This window comes from Arthrobacter sp. TJ-265 (genome assembly GCF_058269135.1).
Genome location: NZ_JBZCND010000008.1, coordinates 19,284 through 41,150, shown reverse-complemented (window position 1 = coordinate 41,150; position 21,867 = coordinate 19,284). Strand labels below are relative to the sequence as shown.

The 21,867-nt window shown below is 64.1% G+C and carries 43 protein-coding genes, 1 tRNA gene and 1 pseudogene; 41 read left to right on the top strand and 4 right to left on the bottom strand.

Going from position 1 to position 21,867, the window contains the following annotated elements; genetic code table 11:
• Positions 1–264: 264 nt before the first annotated feature.
• Positions 265–558 (top strand): hypothetical protein, encoded by a 294-nt coding sequence (locus AC4D2E_RS17475; RefSeq protein ID WP_490953444.1) that lies wholly within the window; start codon positions 265–267, stop codon positions 556–558.
• Between the two features lie 35 nt (positions 559–593).
• On the opposite strand, the gene AC4D2E_RS17470 is transcribed toward AC4D2E_RS17475, so the two are convergent.
• The 4 genes from AC4D2E_RS17470 to AC4D2E_RS17455 all read right to left on the bottom strand — a co-directional run bounded on the left by AC4D2E_RS17470 (position 594) and on the right by AC4D2E_RS17455 (position 3,123).
• The gene (locus AC4D2E_RS17470; RefSeq protein WP_490953443.1) at positions 594–1,742 is read right to left on the bottom strand and encodes a tyrosine-type recombinase/integrase; all 1,149 of its coding nucleotides are present in this window, start codon (positions 1,740–1,742) and stop codon (positions 594–596) included.
• Complete coding sequence (locus AC4D2E_RS17465) at positions 1,742–2,158, bottom strand: hypothetical protein (RefSeq protein WP_490953442.1); 417 nt, start codon at positions 2,156–2,158, stop codon at positions 1,742–1,744. Before AC4D2E_RS17465 ends, AC4D2E_RS17470 begins: the two co-directional genes overlap by 1 nt.
• An 83-nt stretch (positions 2,159–2,241) precedes the next feature.
• A complete protein-coding gene (locus tag AC4D2E_RS17460; protein WP_490953441.1) occupies positions 2,242–2,592 on the bottom strand; it encodes a hypothetical protein in 351 nt (116 codons plus the stop codon).
• 123 nt (positions 2,593–2,715) lie between these two features.
• Positions 2,716–3,123: a hypothetical protein gene (locus tag AC4D2E_RS17455; RefSeq protein ID WP_490953440.1), complete on the bottom strand. Its 408-nt coding sequence runs from the start codon at positions 3,121–3,123 to the stop codon at positions 2,716–2,718.
• A gap of 179 nt (positions 3,124–3,302) precedes the next feature.
• Here AC4D2E_RS17455 and AC4D2E_RS17450 point away from each other — a divergent pair, with 179 nt between their 5' ends.
• The 40 genes and pseudogenes from AC4D2E_RS17450 (at position 3,303) to AC4D2E_RS17255 (ending at position 21,713) form a co-directional block, all read left to right on the top strand.
• Positions 3,303–3,581, top strand: a complete 279-nt coding sequence (locus tag AC4D2E_RS17450; RefSeq protein WP_490953439.1) for a helix-turn-helix transcriptional regulator — start codon at positions 3,303–3,305, stop codon at positions 3,579–3,581.
• The gene (locus AC4D2E_RS17445; protein ID WP_490953438.1) at positions 3,578–3,718 is read left to right on the top strand and encodes a hypothetical protein; all 141 of its coding nucleotides are present in this window, start codon (positions 3,578–3,580) and stop codon (positions 3,716–3,718) included. The genes AC4D2E_RS17450 and AC4D2E_RS17445 overlap by 4 nt, the downstream gene beginning before the upstream one ends.
• The gene (locus tag AC4D2E_RS17440) at positions 3,702–3,968 is read left to right on the top strand and encodes a hypothetical protein (protein WP_490953437.1); all 267 of its coding nucleotides are present in this window, start codon (positions 3,702–3,704) and stop codon (positions 3,966–3,968) included. Before AC4D2E_RS17445 ends, AC4D2E_RS17440 begins: the two co-directional genes overlap by 17 nt.
• Positions 3,968–4,231: a hypothetical protein gene (locus AC4D2E_RS17435; RefSeq protein WP_490953436.1), complete on the top strand. Its 264-nt coding sequence runs from the start codon at positions 3,968–3,970 to the stop codon at positions 4,229–4,231. Before AC4D2E_RS17440 ends, AC4D2E_RS17435 begins: the two co-directional genes overlap by 1 nt.
• Positions 4,228–4,401 carry a helix-turn-helix transcriptional regulator gene (locus AC4D2E_RS17430; protein WP_490953435.1) on the top strand — a complete coding sequence of 58 codons (174 nt, stop codon included), beginning with the start codon at positions 4,228–4,230 and terminating at the stop codon, positions 4,399–4,401. The genes AC4D2E_RS17435 and AC4D2E_RS17430 overlap by 4 nt, the downstream gene beginning before the upstream one ends.
• A 107-nt stretch (positions 4,402–4,508) precedes the next feature.
• A complete protein-coding gene (locus AC4D2E_RS17425) occupies positions 4,509–4,781 on the top strand; it encodes a hypothetical protein (protein ID WP_490953434.1) in 273 nt (90 codons plus the stop codon).
• Positions 4,782–4,876: 95 nt separating this feature from the next.
• A complete protein-coding gene (locus tag AC4D2E_RS17420; protein ID WP_490953433.1) occupies positions 4,877–5,176 on the top strand; it encodes a hypothetical protein in 300 nt (99 codons plus the stop codon).
• A 183-nt stretch (positions 5,177–5,359) separates the two neighbouring features.
• The gene (locus AC4D2E_RS17415) at positions 5,360–6,154 is read left to right on the top strand and encodes a hypothetical protein (RefSeq protein WP_490953432.1); all 795 of its coding nucleotides are present in this window, start codon (positions 5,360–5,362) and stop codon (positions 6,152–6,154) included.
• Entirely contained in the window at positions 6,151–6,849 is a 699-nt protein-coding gene (locus AC4D2E_RS17410) for a hypothetical protein (protein WP_490953431.1), read from the top strand. The genes AC4D2E_RS17415 and AC4D2E_RS17410 overlap by 4 nt, the downstream gene beginning before the upstream one ends.
• Positions 6,846–7,388 (top strand): annotated as a pseudogene (locus AC4D2E_RS17405) (DNA cytosine methyltransferase); the annotation flags it as partial. The gene AC4D2E_RS17410 and the pseudogene AC4D2E_RS17405, both read left to right, overlap by 4 nt.
• A gap of 219 nt (positions 7,389–7,607) precedes the next feature.
• Positions 7,608–7,787 carry a hypothetical protein gene (locus AC4D2E_RS17400; RefSeq protein ID WP_490953445.1) on the top strand — a complete coding sequence of 60 codons (180 nt, stop codon included), beginning with the start codon at positions 7,608–7,610 and terminating at the stop codon, positions 7,785–7,787.
• A 151-nt stretch (positions 7,788–7,938) separates the two neighbouring features.
• Positions 7,939–8,307: a hypothetical protein gene (locus AC4D2E_RS17395; protein ID WP_490953430.1), complete on the top strand. Its 369-nt coding sequence runs from the start codon at positions 7,939–7,941 to the stop codon at positions 8,305–8,307.
• Positions 8,304–8,645, top strand: a complete 342-nt coding sequence (locus tag AC4D2E_RS17390) for a hypothetical protein (RefSeq protein ID WP_490953429.1) — start codon at positions 8,304–8,306, stop codon at positions 8,643–8,645. The genes AC4D2E_RS17395 and AC4D2E_RS17390 overlap by 4 nt, the downstream gene beginning before the upstream one ends.
• Positions 8,642–9,028 carry a hypothetical protein gene (locus AC4D2E_RS17385; protein ID WP_490953428.1) on the top strand — a complete coding sequence of 129 codons (387 nt, stop codon included), beginning with the start codon at positions 8,642–8,644 and terminating at the stop codon, positions 9,026–9,028. The genes AC4D2E_RS17390 and AC4D2E_RS17385 overlap by 4 nt, the downstream gene beginning before the upstream one ends.
• Before the next feature lie 11 nt (positions 9,029–9,039).
• Positions 9,040–9,498: a single-stranded DNA-binding protein gene (locus AC4D2E_RS17380; protein WP_490953427.1), complete on the top strand. Its 459-nt coding sequence runs from the start codon at positions 9,040–9,042 to the stop codon at positions 9,496–9,498.
• A gap of 227 nt (positions 9,499–9,725) precedes the next feature.
• The gene (locus AC4D2E_RS17375; protein ID WP_490953426.1) at positions 9,726–9,950 is read left to right on the top strand and encodes a helix-turn-helix domain-containing protein; all 225 of its coding nucleotides are present in this window, start codon (positions 9,726–9,728) and stop codon (positions 9,948–9,950) included.
• 118 nt (positions 9,951–10,068) lie between these two features.
• The gene (locus AC4D2E_RS17370) at positions 10,069–10,779 is read left to right on the top strand and encodes a DNA-methyltransferase (RefSeq protein ID WP_490953425.1); all 711 of its coding nucleotides are present in this window, start codon (positions 10,069–10,071) and stop codon (positions 10,777–10,779) included.
• 440 nt (positions 10,780–11,219) lie between these two features.
• A complete protein-coding gene (locus AC4D2E_RS17365) occupies positions 11,220–11,558 on the top strand; it encodes a hypothetical protein (RefSeq protein ID WP_490953424.1) in 339 nt (112 codons plus the stop codon).
• Entirely contained in the window at positions 11,555–11,995 is a 441-nt protein-coding gene (locus AC4D2E_RS17360; RefSeq protein WP_490953423.1) for a hypothetical protein, read from the top strand. Before AC4D2E_RS17365 ends, AC4D2E_RS17360 begins: the two co-directional genes overlap by 4 nt.
• Positions 11,996–12,206: 211 nt before the next feature.
• A complete protein-coding gene (locus tag AC4D2E_RS17355; protein ID WP_490953422.1) occupies positions 12,207–12,653 on the top strand; it encodes a hypothetical protein in 447 nt (148 codons plus the stop codon).
• A 51-nt stretch (positions 12,654–12,704) separates the two neighbouring features.
• Positions 12,705–12,959 carry a helix-turn-helix domain-containing protein gene (locus AC4D2E_RS17350; RefSeq protein WP_490953421.1) on the top strand — a complete coding sequence of 85 codons (255 nt, stop codon included), beginning with the start codon at positions 12,705–12,707 and terminating at the stop codon, positions 12,957–12,959.
• Positions 12,959–13,324 carry a VRR-NUC domain-containing protein gene (locus AC4D2E_RS17345; RefSeq protein WP_490953420.1) on the top strand — a complete coding sequence of 122 codons (366 nt, stop codon included), beginning with the start codon at positions 12,959–12,961 and terminating at the stop codon, positions 13,322–13,324. The genes AC4D2E_RS17350 and AC4D2E_RS17345 overlap by 1 nt, the downstream gene beginning before the upstream one ends.
• Positions 13,325–13,421: 97 nt before the next feature.
• Positions 13,422–13,604: a hypothetical protein gene (locus AC4D2E_RS17340; protein WP_490953419.1), complete on the top strand. Its 183-nt coding sequence runs from the start codon at positions 13,422–13,424 to the stop codon at positions 13,602–13,604.
• The gene (locus AC4D2E_RS17335) at positions 13,601–13,738 is read left to right on the top strand and encodes a hypothetical protein (RefSeq protein ID WP_490953418.1); all 138 of its coding nucleotides are present in this window, start codon (positions 13,601–13,603) and stop codon (positions 13,736–13,738) included. The genes AC4D2E_RS17340 and AC4D2E_RS17335 overlap by 4 nt, the downstream gene beginning before the upstream one ends.
• Positions 13,735–13,881, top strand: coding sequence for a hypothetical protein (locus AC4D2E_RS17330; protein ID WP_490953417.1), 147 nt, complete (start codon positions 13,735–13,737; stop codon positions 13,879–13,881). Before AC4D2E_RS17335 ends, AC4D2E_RS17330 begins: the two co-directional genes overlap by 4 nt.
• Entirely contained in the window at positions 13,878–14,228 is a 351-nt protein-coding gene (locus AC4D2E_RS17325; protein ID WP_490953416.1) for a hypothetical protein, read from the top strand. Before AC4D2E_RS17330 ends, AC4D2E_RS17325 begins: the two co-directional genes overlap by 4 nt.
• 154 nt (positions 14,229–14,382) lie before the next feature.
• Positions 14,383–14,664 carry a DUF3310 domain-containing protein gene (locus AC4D2E_RS17320; RefSeq protein WP_490953415.1) on the top strand — a complete coding sequence of 94 codons (282 nt, stop codon included), beginning with the start codon at positions 14,383–14,385 and terminating at the stop codon, positions 14,662–14,664.
• Positions 14,661–14,846, top strand: a complete 186-nt coding sequence (locus AC4D2E_RS17315) for a hypothetical protein (protein WP_490953414.1) — start codon at positions 14,661–14,663, stop codon at positions 14,844–14,846. Before AC4D2E_RS17320 ends, AC4D2E_RS17315 begins: the two co-directional genes overlap by 4 nt.
• Positions 14,843–15,019 carry a hypothetical protein gene (locus AC4D2E_RS17310; protein WP_490953413.1) on the top strand — a complete coding sequence of 59 codons (177 nt, stop codon included), beginning with the start codon at positions 14,843–14,845 and terminating at the stop codon, positions 15,017–15,019. Before AC4D2E_RS17315 ends, AC4D2E_RS17310 begins: the two co-directional genes overlap by 4 nt.
• Positions 15,012–15,254, top strand: a complete 243-nt coding sequence (locus AC4D2E_RS17305; protein WP_490953412.1) for a hypothetical protein — start codon at positions 15,012–15,014, stop codon at positions 15,252–15,254. Before AC4D2E_RS17310 ends, AC4D2E_RS17305 begins: the two co-directional genes overlap by 8 nt.
• Positions 15,251–15,427, top strand: coding sequence for a hypothetical protein (locus AC4D2E_RS17300; protein ID WP_490953411.1), 177 nt, complete (start codon positions 15,251–15,253; stop codon positions 15,425–15,427). Before AC4D2E_RS17305 ends, AC4D2E_RS17300 begins: the two co-directional genes overlap by 4 nt.
• Positions 15,424–15,756, top strand: a complete 333-nt coding sequence (locus AC4D2E_RS17295; RefSeq protein WP_490953410.1) for a hypothetical protein — start codon at positions 15,424–15,426, stop codon at positions 15,754–15,756. Before AC4D2E_RS17300 ends, AC4D2E_RS17295 begins: the two co-directional genes overlap by 4 nt.
• A gap of 121 nt (positions 15,757–15,877) precedes the next feature.
• Positions 15,878–16,171: a hypothetical protein gene (locus AC4D2E_RS17290; protein WP_490953409.1), complete on the top strand. Its 294-nt coding sequence runs from the start codon at positions 15,878–15,880 to the stop codon at positions 16,169–16,171.
• Positions 16,168–16,782, top strand: a complete 615-nt coding sequence (locus tag AC4D2E_RS17285; RefSeq protein WP_490953408.1) for a DUF7341 domain-containing protein — start codon at positions 16,168–16,170, stop codon at positions 16,780–16,782. Before AC4D2E_RS17290 ends, AC4D2E_RS17285 begins: the two co-directional genes overlap by 4 nt.
• 450 nt (positions 16,783–17,232) lie before the next feature.
• Complete coding sequence (locus AC4D2E_RS17280; protein ID WP_490953407.1) at positions 17,233–17,670, top strand: HNH endonuclease signature motif containing protein; 438 nt, start codon at positions 17,233–17,235, stop codon at positions 17,668–17,670.
• A gap of 214 nt (positions 17,671–17,884) precedes the next feature.
• Positions 17,885–17,956: transfer RNA gene (locus AC4D2E_RS17275), tRNA-OTHER, on the top strand.
• 122 nt (positions 17,957–18,078) lie between these two features.
• Positions 18,079–18,210 carry a hypothetical protein gene (locus tag AC4D2E_RS17270; RefSeq protein WP_490953406.1) on the top strand — a complete coding sequence of 44 codons (132 nt, stop codon included), beginning with the start codon at positions 18,079–18,081 and terminating at the stop codon, positions 18,208–18,210.
• 4 nt (positions 18,211–18,214) lie between these two features.
• Positions 18,215–18,703 carry a hypothetical protein gene (locus AC4D2E_RS17265; RefSeq protein WP_490953405.1) on the top strand — a complete coding sequence of 163 codons (489 nt, stop codon included), beginning with the start codon at positions 18,215–18,217 and terminating at the stop codon, positions 18,701–18,703.
• Positions 18,704–18,890: 187 nt separating this feature from the next.
• The gene (locus AC4D2E_RS17260) at positions 18,891–20,147 is read left to right on the top strand and encodes a PBSX family phage terminase large subunit (RefSeq protein ID WP_490953404.1); all 1,257 of its coding nucleotides are present in this window, start codon (positions 18,891–18,893) and stop codon (positions 20,145–20,147) included.
• A gap of 9 nt (positions 20,148–20,156) precedes the next feature.
• Positions 20,157–21,713: a phage portal protein gene (locus AC4D2E_RS17255; RefSeq protein ID WP_490953403.1), complete on the top strand. Its 1,557-nt coding sequence runs from the start codon at positions 20,157–20,159 to the stop codon at positions 21,711–21,713.
• Positions 21,714–21,867 lie beyond the last annotated feature (154 nt).

The following is a 21,867-nucleotide window of genomic DNA, read 5'->3' as shown; positions in this document are numbered from 1 at the left end:
TTTGTTGCTCCTCCGACTGGACTTGAACCAGTAACCCTTCGATACAGGGTCAGGGGTTTCCGGTTCGTCCCTACCGAACACGCTCGACACTATTCATGCTTGTCAGTGGCTCATTGGGGATTCCCAATCGTCCCAGTTGGAACGTCTGAATCCCACTGAATCCTGCTCAAAGCGGTCAGTAAGCGGTCAGTGACCGGAAACTCCCCCGCCTACCCCCAGCGCCCAGTGCGGCACATGGCGCGTGCTGCTAGTAGACTGCTATGTATGAGCAAAGGTTGGCTAGAAGAAGTGGCGTCCACCTACAACACGGCGCTGGCCGAGGGACAGTGGCCCAACAAGGCTGTATGCGAACGATTCAGCATCTCCCAGAGAACGGCTGGCTACCGCATCTCAAAGGCTAGGACTGCTGGTCTGATCGCAGGGAACGACGGGGTCAAGGTTGGGAAGAAGAACAAGGATGCCGTCGCCGTTGCAGACGCGCTCGGCATCGACTACGACACTCTGGTGGATGCGATCGTGAAGCACGCGGGCGGGGCAATCCGCATCTTTGCTGAGTAGATGAGGGCCGCCCCGCCTATCGCGGGCCCGAGGGCTTACGCGCCCTCATTGTCGAAGTTGCCGCCTGACCGGAAACTCTCCAGCACCGCCGACGAATCCGGCGCCGCACGGTTCGCCTCGATGTAGTGGCGGATCGTGACCGCATCCGAGGAGTGGCCGAGTTGCTTGCTAGCCATGAGGGATCCGGACTCGCGCTCGATGATCGTCGCCACCGCCTTCCGGAAGCTCGAGGGCTTGACCCACGCCCATTCCTCGCCGCGGGCGGACACCCAGACGCGGGAGAAGTTCGCCGGCTCCCACACCCCGCCGAGCCGGTTCGTGAAAACCAACCCCGTGCCCTGGGCAAGCTTCCGCTTCAACAGCACCGACATCGCGAACCCCGGGAGCTTGAGCACCCTCTCCCCATGCTCGGATTTGGGGTACGCCTGACGGTGCAGCCCGTCCTCCTTCGTCCGCTTGATCGTGCCGGTGACGGTGATTGCCTCCGCCTTCCAGTCGACGTCCTGGAACCGCAGCGCCAGCAACTCCCCCGGCCGCAAGCCTGTCGCGATGAACAGGTCCACGACATCGACGACGGATGCGTTCCGCGCCGGGCCCCGGCCTGTGCCGGCGGACCATGCCTGCAGGTGGGCCATGAACGCCTGGAACTCATCCGACGTCATCGCCCGCACCTTCCCCCTCTTAACCACAGGGGCGTGCGTGTCCCGCACTGGGTTGGACGGGACCGCGTCATAGCGTGCGGCGAGCCCGAACATGAGCGACAGCACCGTCCGACACTGCCGCGCCGTAGTCGGCGTGGTCTTCGCCTTCCTCCGGATGAACCCATCCAAGGCCGCCGTCGTAGCCTCACGGATCCGCAGCGACCCCAGGCCGGGGATTACGTGGACGTCGAGGACTCTCCTATATACGTCGCGTGTGCCCGGCGACTTGTCCACTGTCGCGAACCACCGCTCCGCCAGGACGGTGACCCGATCCTCGGAGGTGATGCCGTCGCCGGTGGAACGCTCCGTCAGCTTCCGTTTCAAGCGGTTCTCCGCCTTCTGCCCCGACACTCCCTCCGCCCGGACACGCCGTGTCACCCCATCCACGTCACGGAACCGGCACGACGCCACCCACGAACCATCCACCTGTTGGGTGCGCTTGATGTTTCCCCGCTCACCGATCGGCAACGGCGGGCGGGCCATCAGCCGGCCCCCGGGTAACCGCACGGCATCATCTCGATCATCTTCCTAATCCCTAGCCTTTCCTCATCGCTCAGTGACTGGTAGTAGGCGCACACATCCGAAGGCATGACCTCGAGCTCCCTCGCCAGGAGCCCCACCCAGTTGACCGCCTTTAGCGTGGCGGCGATCCTGCCCGGGTTGATGAGTTGACGGGCAGCCCATGCGGCCGCCTCAGTGTCGCCTTCTTCGGTCGATTCTTCGTGGCCCAGCACTGCATGGCCGAGCATCTTCGCTAGCACCGACTGGCGCTGTATCGCGCCCATTCCGGCCCGTAGGGTGACCGTCCGGGACTCGTGATCCCAGGACCCCCAACCCTCTTCTAGGTGACCTTCAACGACTGTTACTTTCAGCTCAACGGCTGTCCCCATGAGACCCATGGATGAAACCTATGGTGCGGCTGTGACAGTTGAAACGGGCACCCCTGTGTCGTTATCCGACACGCCGGTGTGTCGTGCCTCCGTTACAGGTTCGACGCTTGCAGTTGACGGGACATGCCGATGAGGAGGTCCTTCGATTCCTGCGGGAGATCACCGGCGCCCTGCAGAACGAGCTCGGACGGGTCACTGTCAGTCACATTCAGACCCACCGACCGTGCAGCCGCGAGGACCACCCGAGTGACCGGGACATTCAACCCGCGGGACAAGCCACGGATGGTATCGGGGTCGGGGAAGCTGAGCGCCGGCCGCGTCGCCGCACGGTGCAGGGCCCGCGACTTCACCTCTCCCCCGCAATCCCTGGCGAGGCGTTCGTAGGACCTGTCGCCCTTGAGGTCGAGGATCAGTCTCTGCAGTGTCTCTTGGTTGTCCTTCACGGTCTCTCCTGGGTTGTTGGTAGTTCCAATTGGCGCCCATCAGCGGTGGGCGGTCAATCGTTTGTTAGTGGGTCGAGTGGGTACACCAGTAGTAGACGAGCGTCTACGGGTAGTTGGTGCTGTCTATCTACGTGGAAGGCGCGGCAACTGCGTGACGTCCACGTCCGGATCCACGTTCGGCTCCGGGCTATACGTGGGTTTTTGCGCCTCATCGCCGAGCATCGCCCGCACCACGTGGAGAATCGCGCTCCGCTGGTCCGGCGTGAGCCTCGCTGCCTCATCCGGCATCACGAAGGCCTCCCCCACACCTGGCATGCCGGCCGCCTCCCTCAGCGTGTTCACGTCCAGACCGAAAACGTCGGCGAGGGCGGATAGAACTGAGTGCGTCGGCGTCGAGTGTGTCCCGTTGAGGTACTTGGCGGCTGTCGAGTGTGAGACCTGGTAGCCGCGCTTAGTGGCTTCGCGTTGGATGTCCCGGCTGGACCATCCATTGCGGTTCGCGGCGTTGAGTAGTTCGGACAGTTTGGTCACGTGCTCACTTTCGGGTGGCTTCGCTTCCTTGGCAAATGGCTAGTGGGCGCGGCTGGTCACAAACTACATGCAAGTAATTAGCTAAACAGCCAAACATTAAGGATTTTAGCAGTGGTCTAGTTGACCAAACCCGGTCACGCCGTATAGTGTCAGGTATACGCACTACAGAGAGGCAAGAGATGACTTACGGAGAGAATCAGCGGCAGTTCACCGCCGTGGTGAACCGCCCGGCACTGCGTATGGCGATGACTTTCAAGCGCATCACGCAGCGGGAACTCGCCCTCCAGGCGAAGGTGTCGAAGGGAACCGTGGGGAACCTGCTGACGAAGCGGTCGGCGTGCAACCCGGACACGGCGGCGAAGATCGCGAAGGCCCTCGGCCTGAGGACGGAAGACCTGTTCACGTTGACGTCAATCGTCCCCGAAGTGTCTCCTGTAAAGCTGACACGAGCCGCATGAGCCCGCACGAGATGAACATCGTCGTCCTCTCCCGCTACCTCCGTAGCGAGCTCGCCCTAGCCGGCATCCACAACGCAGGCCTGCAGGCCGGGCTCTCCGACCTCGAAGCGAGCCTGACCAATGACCACGCTGCGTAAGGCCATCAACCGCTACGTCGCCTGGCTCGAAGCCCGAGCCCAGCGCCACCGCCTGTTCTCCGCGGTCCTATCAGCCGTCGCCCACCGCCTCCAGCACATCTTGGAGAACACGGACGACACGCGCTCGGAGATCCAGTTCGCGATCCTCGAAGGCGACAAATACACGGTCCTCGAGAGCATCGAAGACGTTCCCGCCGGCACCACCATCTACACCCGCACAGCCACCTATACCCCTTGGAAGGAAATCTGATGAGCAAGCCAGCCGTCCTCGAATACGAGCCCTGGGCCGATCAGGGCATCCGGGCCATCGAAGCCGCAGCCGCGAAGGGCGAACCCTTCGACGCGTACTCGCTCTCCCTCGCCGGCCTCGAAGAGCCCCCGCACCCCAACCACTGGGGCTCCCTGTTCCGCCGGGCACGCGCCCTCGGCATCATCCAGAAGGTCGGCTACCACACCAGCTCCCGGCCGGCCCGCTCGCACGGGGTGTGCGCCCGATGGGAGGCAGCAGCGTGAAGACCTATCTCTCCGCCAAAGAGGCAGCCGAGTTCCTCCACCGCTCCCCGAAGACCCTCCGCAACTGGAGGCACCAGGAGATCGGCCCCCGCTACGTCCGGCTCGGCTACAAGGAAATCGGGTACGACCCCGAGGACCTCGAGGCGTTCGTCGAAGCGACCGCCGCCTAACCAGGAGAAACCTTGGACCCCCTGAATCTGCACAACGTGTGGGAAGCCCTCATCGAGTGGGCTGACCGACTCCGAGACACCGACACAACCAACGAACTGAGGACAACGTGAGCACGAAGACCGCAACACCCATGTACACCAACCTCTCCCGCTTCTCCGGAGACGCCCAGCACTTCCGCCTGAGCGAGCCCCTCGAAGGCGCTGAGCACGTCATCGTCTCGGCCGTTGAAGACTTTGACGGGCTGATTCGAGAGACCTACATCTTCGCGGCGGACGCGGACGGCAACGTCGTCAACTGGGGCGAACTCCCCGGATCCTTCCAGGGCGGACTCGACCACGAGGAAGCCCTGCGCGGCGCCGGTTATGAGGTGACAGCATGACCGCAATCGCAACGAAGGGCCGAGAGTTGCACCTCTCAGCCCTTCCGGAAACCAGCACCTACCAAGTGATCGACTTCCTTTCCCAGAATACCCCCGTGGACGTGTCCGACACCCTCGTCTACCTGTGGGCCGGATCCACCGAGGAGGACGCCGGCAACGCGTACACGCAGCAGGGGCGCATCCTCGCCGCCCTCCTGAACCACCCGGTGAACCCGTTCGTCATGGTCGACGCGATGGAAGCCGTCGCCGCCATCCACAAGCTGGAAACAGGCAACTGCCTCATGGAGATGTACGGGAGCGAGAACAGCCACAACAACCGCGCCTACCACCTCGATGCGGAGCAGCAAAACCTCGCCTGCGCCATCCAGGCACTCACCGCGGGGGTAAACCGATGAGCCGCCGGATCCCCGCCGCGGTCCGCGAGTACGCCAACGACGCCCTCTGCCTCGCCGGCGCTGTCGGAACCCTGATCGCGTTCTTCGTCCTCCTGGACTACCTACAGTGAGCGCCGACCCCACCCCACAGGAGCAGTGGGAAGTAACCACCCCGCCCGAGGTCTACGCATTGGAGGAAGAGGAATGGCTGCCGTGAAGAAGGACATCACCCCCGGGCTGATCTTCGACGAAGAGGCCCACAAGTACACCGTGAACGGGAAGCGCACGACGAGCGTGACCACCGTCATCAGCGGCGGCATCCCGAAGAACCTCACCGCTTGGGCGGCACGTATCGCCGCGGAGAAGGCGTGGGAGGTCCGTGACCTGCAGGATCAGGAGGCGTTCGTCCGGATCGCGAAGGATGAGCCGAACGCGCTGCGGGACAAGGCCGGGGTGCGAGGCTCGCGGATCCACGAGATCGCGGAGAAGTACGTGCACGGGATCCCCGTGGAAGTGCCGGACGAGCTCTACCCGTACGTGGACGGGTATGCCCGGTTTCTTGACCGCTTCAACGTCCAGCCGATCCTCACCGAGAAGTCCGTCTACCTGAAGGACTTCAACTGCGCCGGCCGGTTCGACGCCATCGGCCTCATCCCCAGCCTGAATGACGGGCCCGTGATGATCGACTGGAAGACCTCGAATGGCATCTACAAAGAGGTGAAGGTCCAGACGGCCGCCTACTCCCTGGCGGACTTCTACGTGGAGCCTGACGCCCCGGAGGCGGAGATCCAACTCCCCGAGGTGCAGGCCACGTACGTCGCACACATCACCCCGGAGGGCACGTTCCTCCACCCGCTGGCGAAGGACCGGGCGGAGATCCGGGAGCACTTCGAGTTCTTCAAGGCCGCCCACCGCATCTACACGTTCGGGCTGGTCCCTCACAAGCACGTCGCGGACCCCATCCCGGCACCATCCATCGAGTTTGAGGAAGCATCATGACCGATAAGCTGACCGGGCTGGAGTTGCTCCGCGCACCCTTCAAGCCCCACCAGGTGAACCAACTGCCGAAGCAGATGAAGAAGGACGACCGAGAGCGCTTCGCTTGCCGTCCGGGGACCAACGCTTCGGCAGACAACAAGTTCTGCGGCGGCTACCATGCCCGCTCTATCCACCTCGACTACGTCGGGCACGCAGCCCTTACGGACCGGCTCCTCGATGTCGACCCGAACTGGTCGTGGGAGCCCCTCGCGGTCGGCGACGACGGCCTTCCGAAGTTCGACGCGTTCGGCGGGCTGTGGATCAAGCTGTCCATCTGTGGAATAACGCGCCTCGGTTACGGCGACTCGCAGGGCAAGACGGGCGGCAATGCCGTCAAGGAAGCGATCGGCGACGCGCTTCGCAACGCCGGCATGCGCTTCGGGGCCGCCCTGGATCTCTGGCACAAGGGTGACCTGCACGACGCCGAGGAGGAGCAGGGCAAGCTCGGCGCACCCGAGGATCCAGCCGCTCCCCCGCGGACGATTCAGCGGCAGACGGTGAACCTCGACGAGTGGAAGGCGAAGATCGCGGCGTGCTCCACCCGGCCCGAGCTTGAGGCCCTGTACCAGGAAGCGGCGAAGACCGCACCTGAGTCTGTCCTGGCGCTCATCGTCGCGGACGGCACACGCCGGTTCCCGAAGGAGGCCGCAGCGTGAGGGCCGCAGAACTCTGCGCCGGGTATGGGGGGCTCGCCCTCGCCGTCGAGCAGGTCTTCGGCGCCGAGACAGCCTGGGTGTCCGAGTTCGAGGAAGCACCCTCGAGGATCCTCGCCCACCACTGGCCCGGCGCCCCCAACCACGGGGACATGACGAAGATCGACTGGTCCGCCGTCGAGCCCGTCGACATCATCAGCGGCGGGACACCCTGCCAGGACCTCTCCGCCGCCGGCCGCCGCAAGGGAATGACCGAGGGCACCCGCTCGAACCTTTGGGTTCAGATGCGGGAATCCATCGCCACCATCAAGCCCACCTATGTCGTGTGGGAGAACGTAAGGGGTGCTTACAGTGCCGGAGCCTATAGCGAAATGGAACAGTCTGCGGGACGTGTGGGAGCGGACGGAGGGTCCTATCTTCGGGCCCTTGGACGTGTACTTGGAGACCTTTCCGACCTCGGGTATGACTGTCAATGGCGTGGCCTACGAGCTTCCGATGTGGGAGCCCCGCATGGACGCTTTCGCGTCTTCGTCCTTGCGCGCCGTCGTCTCACTGTTGCCGACCACTCGAGCGCAGCACGGCGAATCCCGAAATCAGACAATCTGGGCGCGGGACAAGTCGCAGCCGCAGAACCTGGAGAACGCGCTGGCGTCGACGTTGCCTGGGGCGAGTACGGGCCAGCCATCCGACGATGGGAGCAAGCTCTGGGAAGATGTGCCCCTGCCCCTACCGAGCCCACTGGACGCGACGGCGGCCACCGCTTGAGTGCCCGCTTCGCCGAGTGGCTCATGGGCGTCCCTGACGGCTGGATCGTCGACGTCCCGGGCATCACCCGCAACGAGGCCCTCAAGGCCGCCGGCAACGGTGTCGTCCCCCAGCAGGCCATCGCAGCACTGCGGGACATGCTCGCCGCACAGCAGGGCCTGGAGGTGGCGGCATGAATAGATGGGTTGCGAACGAATTTGGCGAGCGGCAATCGCTGGTAGACGTTATCCAAGAAGCCGCTGGATCTGATGGTGTTTTGCTAAGCAACCGGACCGCACAAGTGATCGCTTTCAAGGTGTCGACCACCACGTCGGAGGGTGGTGCGGCATGAACGAGTCAACAGCAACGCTCGGGCAGGTGTCGCTCGAGTACGCCCGGAAGGCCGACGAGTACGCGGGCATCGCCCTGGCGGCGGCGAACGCGGAGGCAACGTACAAGCACAAGCGGGCCGTGTTCATCACCAAACATCGCTTCGAGGACCCGAAGTCCTCGGTGGCGTGGCTGGAGGTGCAGGCGGAGGCGGACGACGAGCTCGCGGCCCTACTCCATGAGCGGTTGCGGTCGGCGGCGGTGTTGGATGCGGCGTCGAAGAAGTTGCAGCAGTTGCGGGAGCGGGTGGCGACGGGTCGGACGTATGCGGCGTCTGAGCGTGAGGCTGACCGGATGCACGCGCAGGGCTTGGCCGGTGTGGCATGAACGGCCGGCACTTCGCGAAGTACCTGGCCCGGGACCTGCACTGCCCGTGCGGGTGTGTCGGGAGGGAGGACACGTTCGTCCCCCAGCACCGCAGCAACCGCGGCATGGGCGGCTCGAAACTCCTCGACCGGCCCTCGAACATCATCGTCCTCTGCGCAGCCATGAACGGGCTGATCGAGTCGGACGCGAGGGTCGCTGAACGGGCCCGCGCTAACGGCTGGAAGCTGTCCCGCTGGCAGCAGCCGGAGGATGAACCTTTTCTCGACCTGGCAACGGGCGAGTGGAATCTGATCGACAACGACTACAACCGGGTACTCACCCACAGGAAGGCAGCATGACAACGATCAGCGAACTGCAGGAGAGGGCGTACCGGCAGTCGGCGGAGAAGGGCTTCCATGACGACGAGCCCACCCAGGGGCGGGGGCTACTGTCCCTCAACGCGGAGCGCATTGCTCTGATGCACTCGGAGCTTTCCGAGGCGCTGGAGGAGCTGCGGAATGGTAAGCCGGCGGACGAGACGTACTACCCGACGATGAACGACTTCCGGCACCCGGCCAGCGTCAAGCAGCACAAGCCGGAGGGTGTCCCGTCCGAGATGGCCGATGTGGTGATCCGCGTCTTGGACTTCTGCGGCGCGAACGGCATCGACCTCGAGGGCATGATCCTCGAAAAGCTCGACTACAACGCCACCCGAACCCACAAGCACGGCAAGAACTTCTAAGGAGCATCAACATGGCAGGCGAAACAGTAATCACGGTCATCGGCAACCTCACCTCGGACCCGGAGTTGCGCTTCACGCCCTCGGGCAGCGCGGTCGCGAACTTCACGATCGCATCCACCCCGCGCACGTTCGACCGGCAGTCGAACGAGTGGAAGGACGGGGAGACCCTCTTCCTGCGGGCGAGCGTATGGCGTGAGGCGGCGGAGAACGTCGCGGAGACGCTCACCAAGGGCATGCGTGTGGTCGCTCAGGGGCGCCTCAAGTCGCGCTCCTACGACACGAAGGAGGGCGAGAAGCGCACCGTGATGGAGCTCGAGGTGGACGAGATCGGCCCCAGCTTGGCGTACGCGTCCGCGAAGGTCACCAGGACGCAGCGTGGCAACGGCGGCGGCGGAGGACAGCAGGGCGGGCAACAGGCTCAGCAGCAGTCCCAGCCGTGGGGTGGCTCCAACGACAGCGCGCCTTTCTGATGGCGGGCGAGATCCTAAACCCGGAACTGTGCACCTCGTGCCGGCGGCCCATCAACCCTCAAACAGCGGAGTGCGCCGGCTGTAGCGATTAGGCCCTAAGTAGTACCCGGTTCTACGCCTACCAAACGGGACTTTATCGCTTGGTAGGCGTAGAATGAGAGGACACGCAAAAGCCCGGCGGGTGGTCAGATACCCGCCGGGCTCCTAAGCAAAGGAACGAACTGAACATGAGACTACGCCAACCCCGCGACGTTGACAACTCCCAGCAGCAAGCGGCGCGAGAACTCCTAGCGATACACGCTGCCCGGCGCGTCGCCGTCCGCTCGGATGACGGACACCTGACCAAGATGTTCTACGCGAACGGGATCCCCGTCGAGGAGATCGCCCAGGCTTACGGGATCAGTGGCCGGACGGTCTACGACATCCTCAATCGGGCCGAGGTGTCCCAGTGAAGGCCCTCAGTGAGTGCCGCTATTGCAACGGGCGGATCGTCGGCCCGGAACCCATGTGGGCCCACGTCGCGGACGAGCCCACCGACCACCCGGCTTCTCCCGTCAGGAAGGCGAGCCGATGAGCATCTACTACCAGGACGAGTTGGTCACCCTTTACCACGGAAGCTACGCGGACGTCGTGGGAGGGTTCCCTGATGCCAGCTTTGATGCGGTCATCACCGACCCCCCATACACCGAGCGCACTCACTCAAAGGCCAAGAGCAACAAGTCCGAGGTGAACTCGAAGGCGATCGAGTTCGCGGCATTCAGTGACCAAGACCTACTCACAGCGTTGGGCGAGTGCGGCAGGCTTACCCGTCGATGGGTTATAGCGAACCTCGACTACCGCCACGCCTGCCACGTCGAACAGGAGCCCGTAGGCGGCCTCCGCGTCATGCGGCTAGGCGTGTGGGTCAAAACCAACCCGATGCCTCAGATAACCGGGGACCGCCCAGGGACGGGCTGGGAGTCCATCGCCTACATGCACCGCGGCGACGTAAAGCCGACATGGAACGGCGGGGGCAAGCATGGCAACTACATCCTCCCCACCGCGCAGAACGAGGGGCACCCCACATCGAAGCCCCTCCCGATGGTTAGTGATTGGGTGCGGAAGTTCACCAACCCGGGCGACACCATCTTTGACCCGTTCGCAGGCTCGGGCACTACCCTCCGCGCCGCTGTGGACAACGGGCGGAAAGCCGTAGGCGTAGAGCTCGACGAAAGCTACTGCGAACTGATAGCCAACAGGCTCAGTCAGGGCGCACTCGACATCTTCGGGGGTGCGGCCTGATGCCTTGGTTCAAAGTTGACGACGGGTTTCATGGTCACCCGAAGGTCCTCGGGCTCAGTCCTGCAGATGTCGGCGTGTGGACTCTGGCTGGTACATGGTGCGCTCAGTACCTCACGGACGGGCAGATCGCGATGTCTGCGATCGGACGCCTGGGGGGCACGGCGAAGAACTGCAAGGCCCTTGTTTCCGCGGGAATGTGGATCGACAACGGGGACGGTACGTACCAGTTCAAGGACTGGGCCGACTACCAGCCGATGAAGTCGGACGTCGAAGCGGAGCGGGACGCAGCTCGCGAACGGATGCGGAAGGTTCGGTCGAAAAGGACCGGAACGAGTGGCGAACGTTCGGAGCCTGTTCGGCCGAACGCCGAGGGAACTTCGGAAGAAGTTCGCCTTACCCCGACCCAGCCCGTCCCGACCCTTACAGAAGCTAAAGCTTCTGTGACCCCCCAACGGCGCGGCACTCGCATCCCCGACGACTTCGCCCCGACCCCGGCGATGATCGCCTGGGCCAAGGAGAACACCCCGGACGTGAATGGCCGGATCTCCACCCAGAAGTTCATCAACTACTGGACGGCGAAGACCGGCAAGGACGCCACGAAGCTCGACTGGGCTGCCACGTGGCGGAACTGGATGCTCACCGATCAGGAGAAGGCCGCCCCCCGGGACGGCGGTATGACCACCAGTGAGCGGCGCATTGCCACGAACCTCCGGGCCCTCGATTCCTACGAGCCCACCACCTACGAGAATCCCTTCGAGCAGAGAGCGATCCAGGCATGAACATCGACGAGACGAAAGCCATCCTGACTCTGGCGAACGCCCTCGATCCGCGGGTGCAGGTGAACAAGCCGACCTTGGACCTGTGGGCGAAGGTGCTCCACGGGTCGGAGGTCACGGCCTGCCACGCCGCGGTGAGTTTGTTCTACGAGCGGTACGCGGAGCCGACGAACCGGCCGGTCGTTGATGCCCCGATGATCCGGCGCATCATCAGCCACGAAACGGAGCGGGCGGTCGCGAAGAGCAACGCCCTCGAGCCTCCCCGGCCCGTGGTGACGGAGGCGAAGATCCGGCAGCGGGTCCTCGAACGTTTCCGTGACCAGTACGCGGCGGGGCGCCGGCAGGGCAACGGGGAACGCGCCTACAACACCGAACTCCGGGCTAGTGGGGATCGCCGGTTGGCCCAGGTCGCGCAGCGGGAAGCCGAGGCTGCGGCGTGAGCGCGTTGGGTGTGGCGCGGGCCCGGTTCGAGGAGGCGAAAGCGATCACGGATGCGCTGGCCGATCGGCTTTCGAGGGAACGTCACGCGTCGCGGGCTTCACGCGATGAGGACTGGATCAGGTTGGAGAGGAAGGTGCAGGTTACGCGCCTCGAGCTGACTGACGCGAAAGCCTATGAGGCTCGGATGTCTGCCGCTTACGAGGTGCTGCGATGAGCTACCAGTACGCGCCGAGGGTGAAGTCGCTCGCTGAGCTTGCCCGTGAGGAGCAGGCTCTTGCGGATGCACTGGCGGAGGTCCGGAAGCGCATCGCTGCGGAGTCGCGTCGGGTGGAACAGGTCGAACCGATCCGGAAGCGGGACATCCAACCGTGCGGGACGTACGCGGCCTACATGCGCCACTACCGGCGGGGCGAGCGTGCGTGCGCGAAGTGCAAGGACGCCTACAACGCTTACCAGGCTGAGCAGCGCGGCGTGAACTTCGAGCGAAGGTTGCATCCGTGCGGGACGCACGCGGCGTGGCGTCGGCATTTGCGGAAGGGCGAGGAGCCGTGCGAGCCGTGCAAGCTGGCTTTGAGGATCTACCAGCGGAACTATCGGGCACAGAAGGCCACTGACGCGCCCACAATGCCGCCTAGCAGGACAGTTCGTGCCGCTTAGCAGTGCAACTACCACCCGAACCATTTGAGACGCTTAGAAACGAAGGAAGCCATGACCTACAAGTACCGGGGAACCTACCAGGGGCCCGACCTGTTCGACGTCGCCATGAAGGAAGGCGACAAAGTCGGGTCCCCCTACGAAGCGCAACTCCGGCACGAACGGGAGGCGGCCTTCGCGTACTGGTTCGCCCGAGGGTACTCCGACCAGGAGATCTCCGAGATGGTCAGGTGCGCGTCGACGACTGTGAGCAGTTGGCGGAACCGTCGTGGGTTCCGGTCGAACTACGAAGCGCTGGTGGAACGCTGATGGCGGCACGGCTCACCCCCGAGGTGAAAGCGCTGCGGTCGATCACGGAGCGGCAGTGGCAGGGGACGGTCGAGAAGCTGATGACCGCCCACGGGTGGCACTTCTACCACGCCCCGGACAACTCCCCGAGGGTGTCGAAGGGTGGCACGAAGTACGTGCAGAACGTGCGGGCGGGATGGCCGGACCTGTTCGCCGTGAAGGGCCCTAGGCTCCTCGCGGTCGAGCTCAAACGGGAGGAGGGGAAGACCAGCCCAGAACAGGAGGAGTGGCTGGCGAAGCTCGCCGGCGCGGGGGTCGAGGTGTACGTCTGGAAACCCCGGGATCTCGCGGAAATACGGGACATTCTTGCCCAAAAAATCGCCTAGAAAGCGTGACTTCATGCACTATCAGGCGTAGAATTGAGACATAGCAAAGCCCGGCGATGCAGCAACATCCCGGGCCCTGACCGGAAGGTAAGTTCCGATGAAACCAAGCATAGCAACACAACGCATCCTCGACGCCACACGCGACGTCCAGAAGGCCGCCCGCCTCATCGAGAAGCGGCAGCGCCAGCTCGGCGAAGCGCACACAGCACTGGGCCACGCTGTTGTCGTCCAGGCGGAGACGATGAGCGCCATCTCCGAAGCGATCGAGGTGCGAGCATGATCTCCCACCCGTCCGAGTACTGGGAGAACTACACGGCCGGCGCTGACACGACCAGCAAAGCCGACTACAGCGGGCACGAGGCCGTCGACCGGGCATGGGAGCGACTCTTCCCCGTACTGGAGGCAGACCAGTGAGCGACCTCGCGAACGCCCTCGAGGCGTACGAGCTCGCCATCGCTTGCGGTGCCGGCTCCCTCCTGAAAGCCGAACGCCTCCAAGACGTGATCAACACCGGGAAAGCCGACATCGCCCGGACCTACGAGAAGGAACAAGCATGAGCGTCGAAGACATCAAAGCCCGGGCCGAAGCAGCCACCGAAGGCCCGTGGGTCGAGTACCACGAGAACGGTACCCCCGGGCAGTACGAGCCGTTCCACTGCCCGCCAGCCACCGGCGCGTTCCTCATCCAGTACGGGGCCGACTGGGATCAGCAAAGCAAGGACGCCACGTTCATTGCTCACGCCCGGACGGACATCCCGAAGCTGGTAGCCGCCCTCGAAGCCGTTCGATCGGAACACCCGAGCGACGATGACGGTAAGTGCTGGGAGTGCTTCGACGATGACGGCGAGTCGCACCAGGCGTGGCCTTGCGCGACTCTTCGTGCGATTGAGGGGGCCCTCGCATGAGCCCGCGACCTACAACCGACCCCCGCGTCTACGCAGCAACCCGGGCCCTAGCCGAAGCCATGGGCGCCCTAGACGACTGGCGGCAGTTCATCCCCGAAGCCCGGGCAGCCCTCCAAGCAGCAGACAGCGTCGACCCGTTGAGGGAGGAAGCAGCATGAGCGCCCCGCGCCCGATGACTGTCCGGGAAGCGCTCGACGCCACGACGGCCGATCCCGTGAACCACCCGAAGCACTACACATCGAGTCCGGCGAAGTGCTCATCCTGCGGGGCTGGCATCGAGTGCATCGACGTCACGGAGCACATGGGGTTCAACCTCGGCAACGCGGTCAAGTACCTGTGGCGGTGCGACCTCAAACGGGACGCCATCGAGGACCTCAAGAAAGCCCACTGGTACATCGACCGCGAGATCGCCAAGCGAGAAGGACCCAAGCCATGAGTGACCACAATCAAGCAATCGACGAGGCGGTGTCTAAGTTTTCCGATAAGGAACGCCTCAACTTCGCTTTGCAGACCCCGGATTTATATCCAGCCAAGAACGTTGCCACGGCACTGGGGGTCCCCGTCGCGCAGGTTCACGCGTGGCGACGTGAACGAGGAATTAGGAAGGCCAACTCATGAGCGCAAAGCAAGCCGCCACCTACCACGGGGCGGACATCGTCACCCGGCTCCGCCTGTACGGGCCCGAGTCCGACTACGAGGACATCATGGGCGAGGCAGCCAACACCATCCTTCGGCTGCGGGAAGCCAACGAGCACCTCACGAGGCAGCTCAGGAGGAGTAAAGATGCCTGACGCCGGCCCGTTCCTGGATGTCATCGGCTTCCCCGAGGAGGGTGAGCACGTACCGCCAACGGGCAGGGCTGAGGCCATCCTCATCCGGCAAGGCTGGACCAAACCCGAGGAGGGTCGCTGCGGGCACCACGGCACAGGGGTGCGCTGCCAGCGGGGATACCGGCACGACGGACCCCACGGGCGGGCAGGGATCTTCTGGGACGACGACGGGCGTCTGCAGAGGCGGGCGTCATGAGATTCACCCGCGAAGAACTCGCCCGCGACTTCCACGAAGCAACCCGCGGCCGCTACCGGGGAATCCTGGAAGCCCTCACCGAATGGCGCATCCCCCTGATGATCGCCCGCATCTACGCATGGGCCGCCATCGCATGGGTAGCCGACCGACTACGACCCGAAGGAAGACCATGACAGCCGAATTCTGGGTAGGCCTCCTGTGCCTGCCGATACTCGCCGCGGCCGGACTCGGGCTATGGCTCCTGTTCGGCTTCGTCTCGAACGCATGGGGGAAACTCCACACGAAGATGCTCATGCGCGTAGACCTCCGGTCAAACACGCCAGTCGTTCGGTGGCGCGGCGACACATCACCAATCCCCGAGCCACGCCCCAAGTACGAGGACGCAGCGAACAAGATCCGCAACGCACTTCTGGCAAGCCCGCGATGCTGGCACCTGTTCGGGCTCGGCTGGTACGTGATACTCGGACGCGACATCAAGCGCGAACCGGAGATGGATAAATGAGCACAATGATCAACGGCAACGGGGACGGACTGAGCATTATGCACGGTGTCCGGTCAGTTGGGTCTTGTGTGTGCGGGCGGGGGGAGCGATGAGTTGGGTTCCAGCGGAGGCGTGGGAAGACATGGCAGAGAAGGCGCTCGATAGGCAGCGTCTCGACTCTGAGCAGAGGAAGGCGCAGCCCTGCGACAACTGCGGGGAGGTTGGGCGGACGAAGGCCACTGACTGGAAGGGCGGAGTCGAGCACGTCTGGTGTCACGACGATGACAAGTCCTGCTACGGGTATGCGAGGAACCCGGACAGGGTCGTCACGTTCCTGTCCCGTGAGCAGTGGGACGAGATGCATGCGGCAGTGACCGTGGTCCCTCAGGGCTTTATTGAACGAGCTGCCGAGCTACGAAAGAAGTGGATGCGATGAGTGCTCAGTCTGATCTTGCGGGGCACGTCCACAAGTTGGTGAGGACGTGGGAGTCGACGGTGGAGACGGATGACGGGCCAGTGTTGGTGCGGGCCCTCCCGTTGGTGGCCCAGCTCCGGCAAGCAATCAGCCCTTCGGGGTCTGGTGGGTCGGGGGGTTCGCCGACGAAGCAACGCCTGCCGATGGATGCTGGGGCGTTTGATGCGTTCCGGTATATCGAGGAGGAGGCCCGCCGGCTCCTCGAGGGCGTGTCGGTGAAGGGCAGGCAGCCGGTGGAGTTGGAGCGGGTGATCCTCCGGTATCAGGCGGAGGTCCAGAAGTACGGGGAGGACGAGCTCGTCGCGGCGGCGCATGTGGCTTCTCAGTGGGTGGCACGCATCGAGGCGACGTTGACCCCACCTCGGAAGCGCCGGCCGCTGCAGCAGGCGTGCACTGCCCCTGGGTGCGGGGCCCTCTGGGATGTGTCCGGGGCGGAGCGTGTGTGGGCTGTGACGGTGTGGGCTGGGCTGGAGGTGCCTCGGGGTGAGTGGGAGGCGTGGTGCTCGGTGTGTGACAGTCTGTGGGTTGGCGAGGATCTGAGCGCTTTTTTGGCTGCGCAGGTTGCCGCCTGATGGTGGGCGTTGCGCCGTTTGACAATGGGTGCTATGGGTTGGGATAATGGAGGTGCTGCGATGCTCGGGCTCTAAAGCCAGAGCGAACCTTGGTCGGCGTTCTAGGGCCTTGGGAGTAAACGAACAGTGAGTGCCGCAAGGCGGACCGCATGTTCGACTAGGGCGACCGCTCCCCTCCTGCGCGGTGGGTGAGAAGTGAAGGCCCGGACCCACGTGATTAGCGTGACCGGGCTTTCGCGCTATCTAGAGACTTCCCACGCGGGCAGCTAAAGCCATCGAGCAGCTGTGAGCATGTGGGTCGGAACCCGCCGGTAATCGGGTAGAGCCTTTTGGTCCGCATCAGGGGCCGGCCGCTGGTCCGGTCGCTCGACACCAGCACTTTTCCACAACAAAAACTCCCGCAACTGCTGCAAACAGTCCGGGAGCTTGACCGACTTTCAAGGAGTCGATATGAACGATAGTACAGCAGCCCGCTTCTGGCCGAAGGTCGAGAAGACCCCGACGTGCTGGAACTGGACGGCCAAGCTAGACACAGGCGGTTACGGGATGCTTCAGGTGCGCGGGAAGTCGCGGAGAGCGCACCGCGTCGCCTACGAACTTGCCGGCGGCACCCTGAAGCCTGAGCTTGTCATCGACCACCTCTGCGGCAACAAGGCATGCGTAAACCCAGAGCACCTCGAGCAGGTGACCCAAACGGAGAATATGGCGAGGGCGCACTGCCCCGGACCTAAGGGTCAGACGTGGACGTGCGCGCCGACAAACGCTGATGGGAAATCAGTCTGCGGCACCCCTGGCGCTTACAAGCGCGGATGCAGATGCGATGAGTGCAAAGCTTGGCAAGCTGGGCGCGTGAAGAACTACCGCGCCCGCAAGAAGCTAGCCGCATAGATCACGCCCGGGCAGAGGACGCTACCTTTACGCCGTTCGGGGTGAAACAAGGGCCGGTGAGAGCGGCCACGGGTATCGGACTCCAGGAGGCCATATCTCCCGCGCTGGGTTACGCGCACGGCCTATCGTCGGGAGACGCTGCCCCCAAACTTCCGCCACACCCCGAAGTGACTCTCGGACGTGCAAGGCGAAGGACACGACTAGTCATCGTGTCGACGCAGTAGCTCAGGGGATCAGAGCTGGGGTCTACATGCCTCGTGCGGCGGTTCGAATCCGTCCTGCGTCACTAGGTTGTTCGTCCCGTCAACGTCACCCACTCACAGGGCCGAAGGTACGACCGCGGGGACACTTTCTACCCGTGCCAAGGCAGCACCTGCGGGACGAACACCAAACACCCTTGGAGGAACCATGCGCCTCTACAACAGCATCTGCGGGCTCATCGAAGCGACCGCCGACGCACTCACCGCATGGGCCGAATACGCACGCACCGGCACCCTCGAGCACGAGATGGAACAAGCCGACTGGAACAGTGAGGGGTGATGGCGTGTCTCATGTCGTCGTCACCGACCAGCTCCGCACCAAGGTCCGCGCCTGCCACACGAAGGGGATGGGCCGGAACGCGATCGCCGACGAGCTCGGCGTCGCACGCGGCACCATCACGAAGGTAGCCAACGAGCTCGGCCTCGACTTCGACCGCAAAGCCACAGCAGCCGCCACAGCAGCCCAGTCACTCGACCAAAGGGCACGCCGGCTCAAGATCATCGAACGCCTCTACACCCGCGCCGAGACCGTGTTGGACCGGCTTGAGGCTGAGACGTTCGACGCGCTCGTCCCGTCCGCCCCAGGCGTCCAGTCCCACGAGCAACTGACCTTCGTCCCAGCGACCGAGGAACGCGGCCTCGCCGGATCCATGGCGTTCTACCTGTCCTCCGCCGAGAAGCTCGAGAAGGTCGACGCGGACAAGGACACGACGGAGGTCGGGTCGGTCGTTGATGACCTGCGCAACGCCTTCCGCGTAATAGCCAACCAGTAACCATTCCTTGGGGGAATCATGTCAGGCCGAATCAACCGTCTCGCCTCCTACTTGTGGGACCGAGACACGGGCGAAGTCGAGCAGTGGGATGAACTCTCCGAAGAAGAGAAGCTGACCGTCATCGAAAACTACGACCTCGTCGCTCTCTCTGAGGCGCTAGACGGTAGTGGATGGACGAGCAGCAACGATGACAGCCCCGATAAGTAAGAAGCAAGCCCAGAGCATCACGAACGCCGACGACAAGAAGATCACCCTCTGGGTCGGCGCCGTATCCGCCGGCAAAACCATCGCCTCACTCTTCGCGTTCCTCTTCGCCGTCCAAGCCACCCAAGGCACCGGCCTGATCGTCATCATCGGCAAAACCCTGCAGACCATCGAGCGGAACCTGTTGAACCCGCTCATGGACTACCGGATCTTCGGGCCCCTCTCCAAGCATGTGAAGCACACCAAAGGTTCCGGTGTTGCGGTGATCTTCGGGAAGACCGTTGAGCTCGTTGGCGCGAACGACGTCCGGTCCGAGGAGAAGATCCGCGGGTCCACGATCGAACTGGCCTACGTGGACGAGGCGACACTCCTACCCCTCGGGTTCTGGGAGATGCTCGTCTCCCGCCTGCGCACCCCGAACGCCCCCAAGCTGTACGCAACCACCAACCCCGGCAGCACCCGGCACTGGTTGCGGCTCGAGTGGATCCTCAAAGCCGCCGAGAAGAACATGCAAGTCTTCCACTTCATCATGGACGACAACCCCTCCCTGACCGCCGAGTACGTCCGCGACATGAAAGCCTCCTACACGGGGGTCTTCTACAACCGGATGATCCTGGGCGAGTGGACGAACGCGGAAGGCGCGATTTTCGACAGTTGGGACGCGAGCAAGCATGTCGTCCGGTACGAGGACCTGCCCCGCATGGACCGGGTCTTCGGTGTCGGCATCGACTACGGCACCACGAACGCCACGTCGGCGATCATGGTCGGCGTCTCCGAGGGCGTCCTGTACGCGCTCGATGAGTGGCGGTACGACGCACGCGCCAACCAGGTCAGGATCACGGACTCCAAGATCGTCACAGGCATCCTCGACTGGCTCGCGGCCGCCAAACTCCCGTACGGGGCCCGACCTAACCCTGAGTGGTTGATCCTCGACCCCTCCGCCGCTTCCCTCCGCACGGAGTTCTTCGACCGCGGCGTCATCAACGTCATGTCCGGCAACAATGACGTCCTCTATGGCATCCGGACCGTGTCCAACGTGCTGTCCGCCGGCAAGCTCATCGTCTCCGACCGCTGCGCCGGGTTGATCGGTGAGATGTCGGAGTACGCCTGGGACGGCAAGGCCACCGAGCGTGGCGAGGACAGGCCGCTCAAGCAGAACGACCACAGCGTTGATGCCCTCCGCTACGCCATCACGTCCACCGAGTCCGAGTGGCGCCCATACATCGATCTCGCCGCCTAGGAGGCACGCATGCCGCTTCCCGGCAAATCCATCGAGTGGCCCCCCGCCGAGCTCGCCACCATCCTCGACCACTACGCCACCTACGACGCATGGGTCACCGGCGACACCAACGACCTGACACGGGTCTACGGCGGGAACACACTCAAGCGCACGGGTGGGGTTATCGGTGCCGTAAACCGGTTCTTCTGGGGCCGGTTGGAAGAGGACGAGAAGGCCACGAAGCTCCACGCCCCACTCGCGCAGGACATCTGCCGGGTCAACGCGGACCTGTTGTTCGCCGACCCGGTCACGGCGACGGTCATCCCCCAGACTGAGGGTGGGAAGCCTGACCCGAAGACCGAGGAACGCCTCAACCTCATCACCGAATCACTGCATCAGGTGAACGTGTCCGCCGCGGAGATGTCGGCAGCGTTCGGCGGGACCTACCTGCGTGCCACATGGGACATCAAAGCGTCCCCCGCCCCGTTCGTCACGAAGGTCGACGCGGACATGGCATGGCCCGTCTTCCGGTGGGGGCGGCTCGAGTCCGTCCTGTTCTGGAAGCGCCTCGCCACCGAGAACGGCACCGTTTGGCGGCACCTCGAATCCCACGAGCTCGACACCAACGGGATCGGCGTCATCCGCCACGGCCTGTACCTGGGCACCGACAGTTATGTCGGCACCCCGCGGCCGTTCACCGACCGAGTCGAGACAGCGTGGCTGGCCGAGCAGGACCTGATCGACGAGAACACGATCAGCACCCAAACCCCCGGCCTCGACATCGAATACGTCCGCAACCTCGAACAATCCAAGCTCTGGCGTAAACACCCTATCGGCGCGAACCTCGGCGGCTCCGACCTCGAGGGCCTCCTCGGAGACCTCGACGCCTACGACCGGGCCTACACGTCGCTCATGCAGGACCTTGAGGACGGCAAGTCCCGCCTCATCGTCTCCGAGTCCGCGCTGCAGTCCAACGGGCCCGGCAAGGGCGTCTCGTTCGACGACAAGCAGCGCATCTTCACCGGCCTGCACATGCCACCCTCGGCGATGAACGACGCGAAGATGCCCATCGAGCAGGTGCAGTTCAAGATCCGCGTCGACGAGCACCTGCGCATCATGGACGACCTAATGCACCGGATCATCCGGTCCGCCGGCTACTCCCCCCGCTCCTTCGGGATCTACACGGAGGGCGACAAGACGGCCACGGAGATCGTGTCCGAGGATGAGCTGTCGAACAGGACGCGGAAGCGGAAGATCCGTGCGTTCGAGCCGGCGCTCGAGCGGATCCTCGGCAAGTGCCTGGCGATCGACGCTGTGGTCCTCAACGGTGGCGGTCGCAAGGATGCTGCGGTGTCCGTGCAGTTCGCTGAGGCGAACAAGGAAACCCCGCTGGCCCTGTCGCAACTCGTCACCAACCTCCGCAACGCTAGGGCGGCGTCCACGAAGACCGTCGTGCAGATCATGCACCCGGACTGGGACGACCCGACGATCGACGCCGAGGTTACAGCGATCCTCGCTGAGGACGGTCTGCCACCCCTCGAAGACCCTGACAACCGACCACCCGGCGCCGACCTCACCGAGGAGTAACAGTGGCCGACTACCACGTTGCGCCCATCGGCGACCTCATTGAGCACGAGACAACTGGTGACGGCTGCTTGTGCGGCCCACGATCGGAACCCGTCAAGCGTGACGATGGCTCCTACGGGTGGATCCTGGTACATCACAGCCTCGACGGACGCGA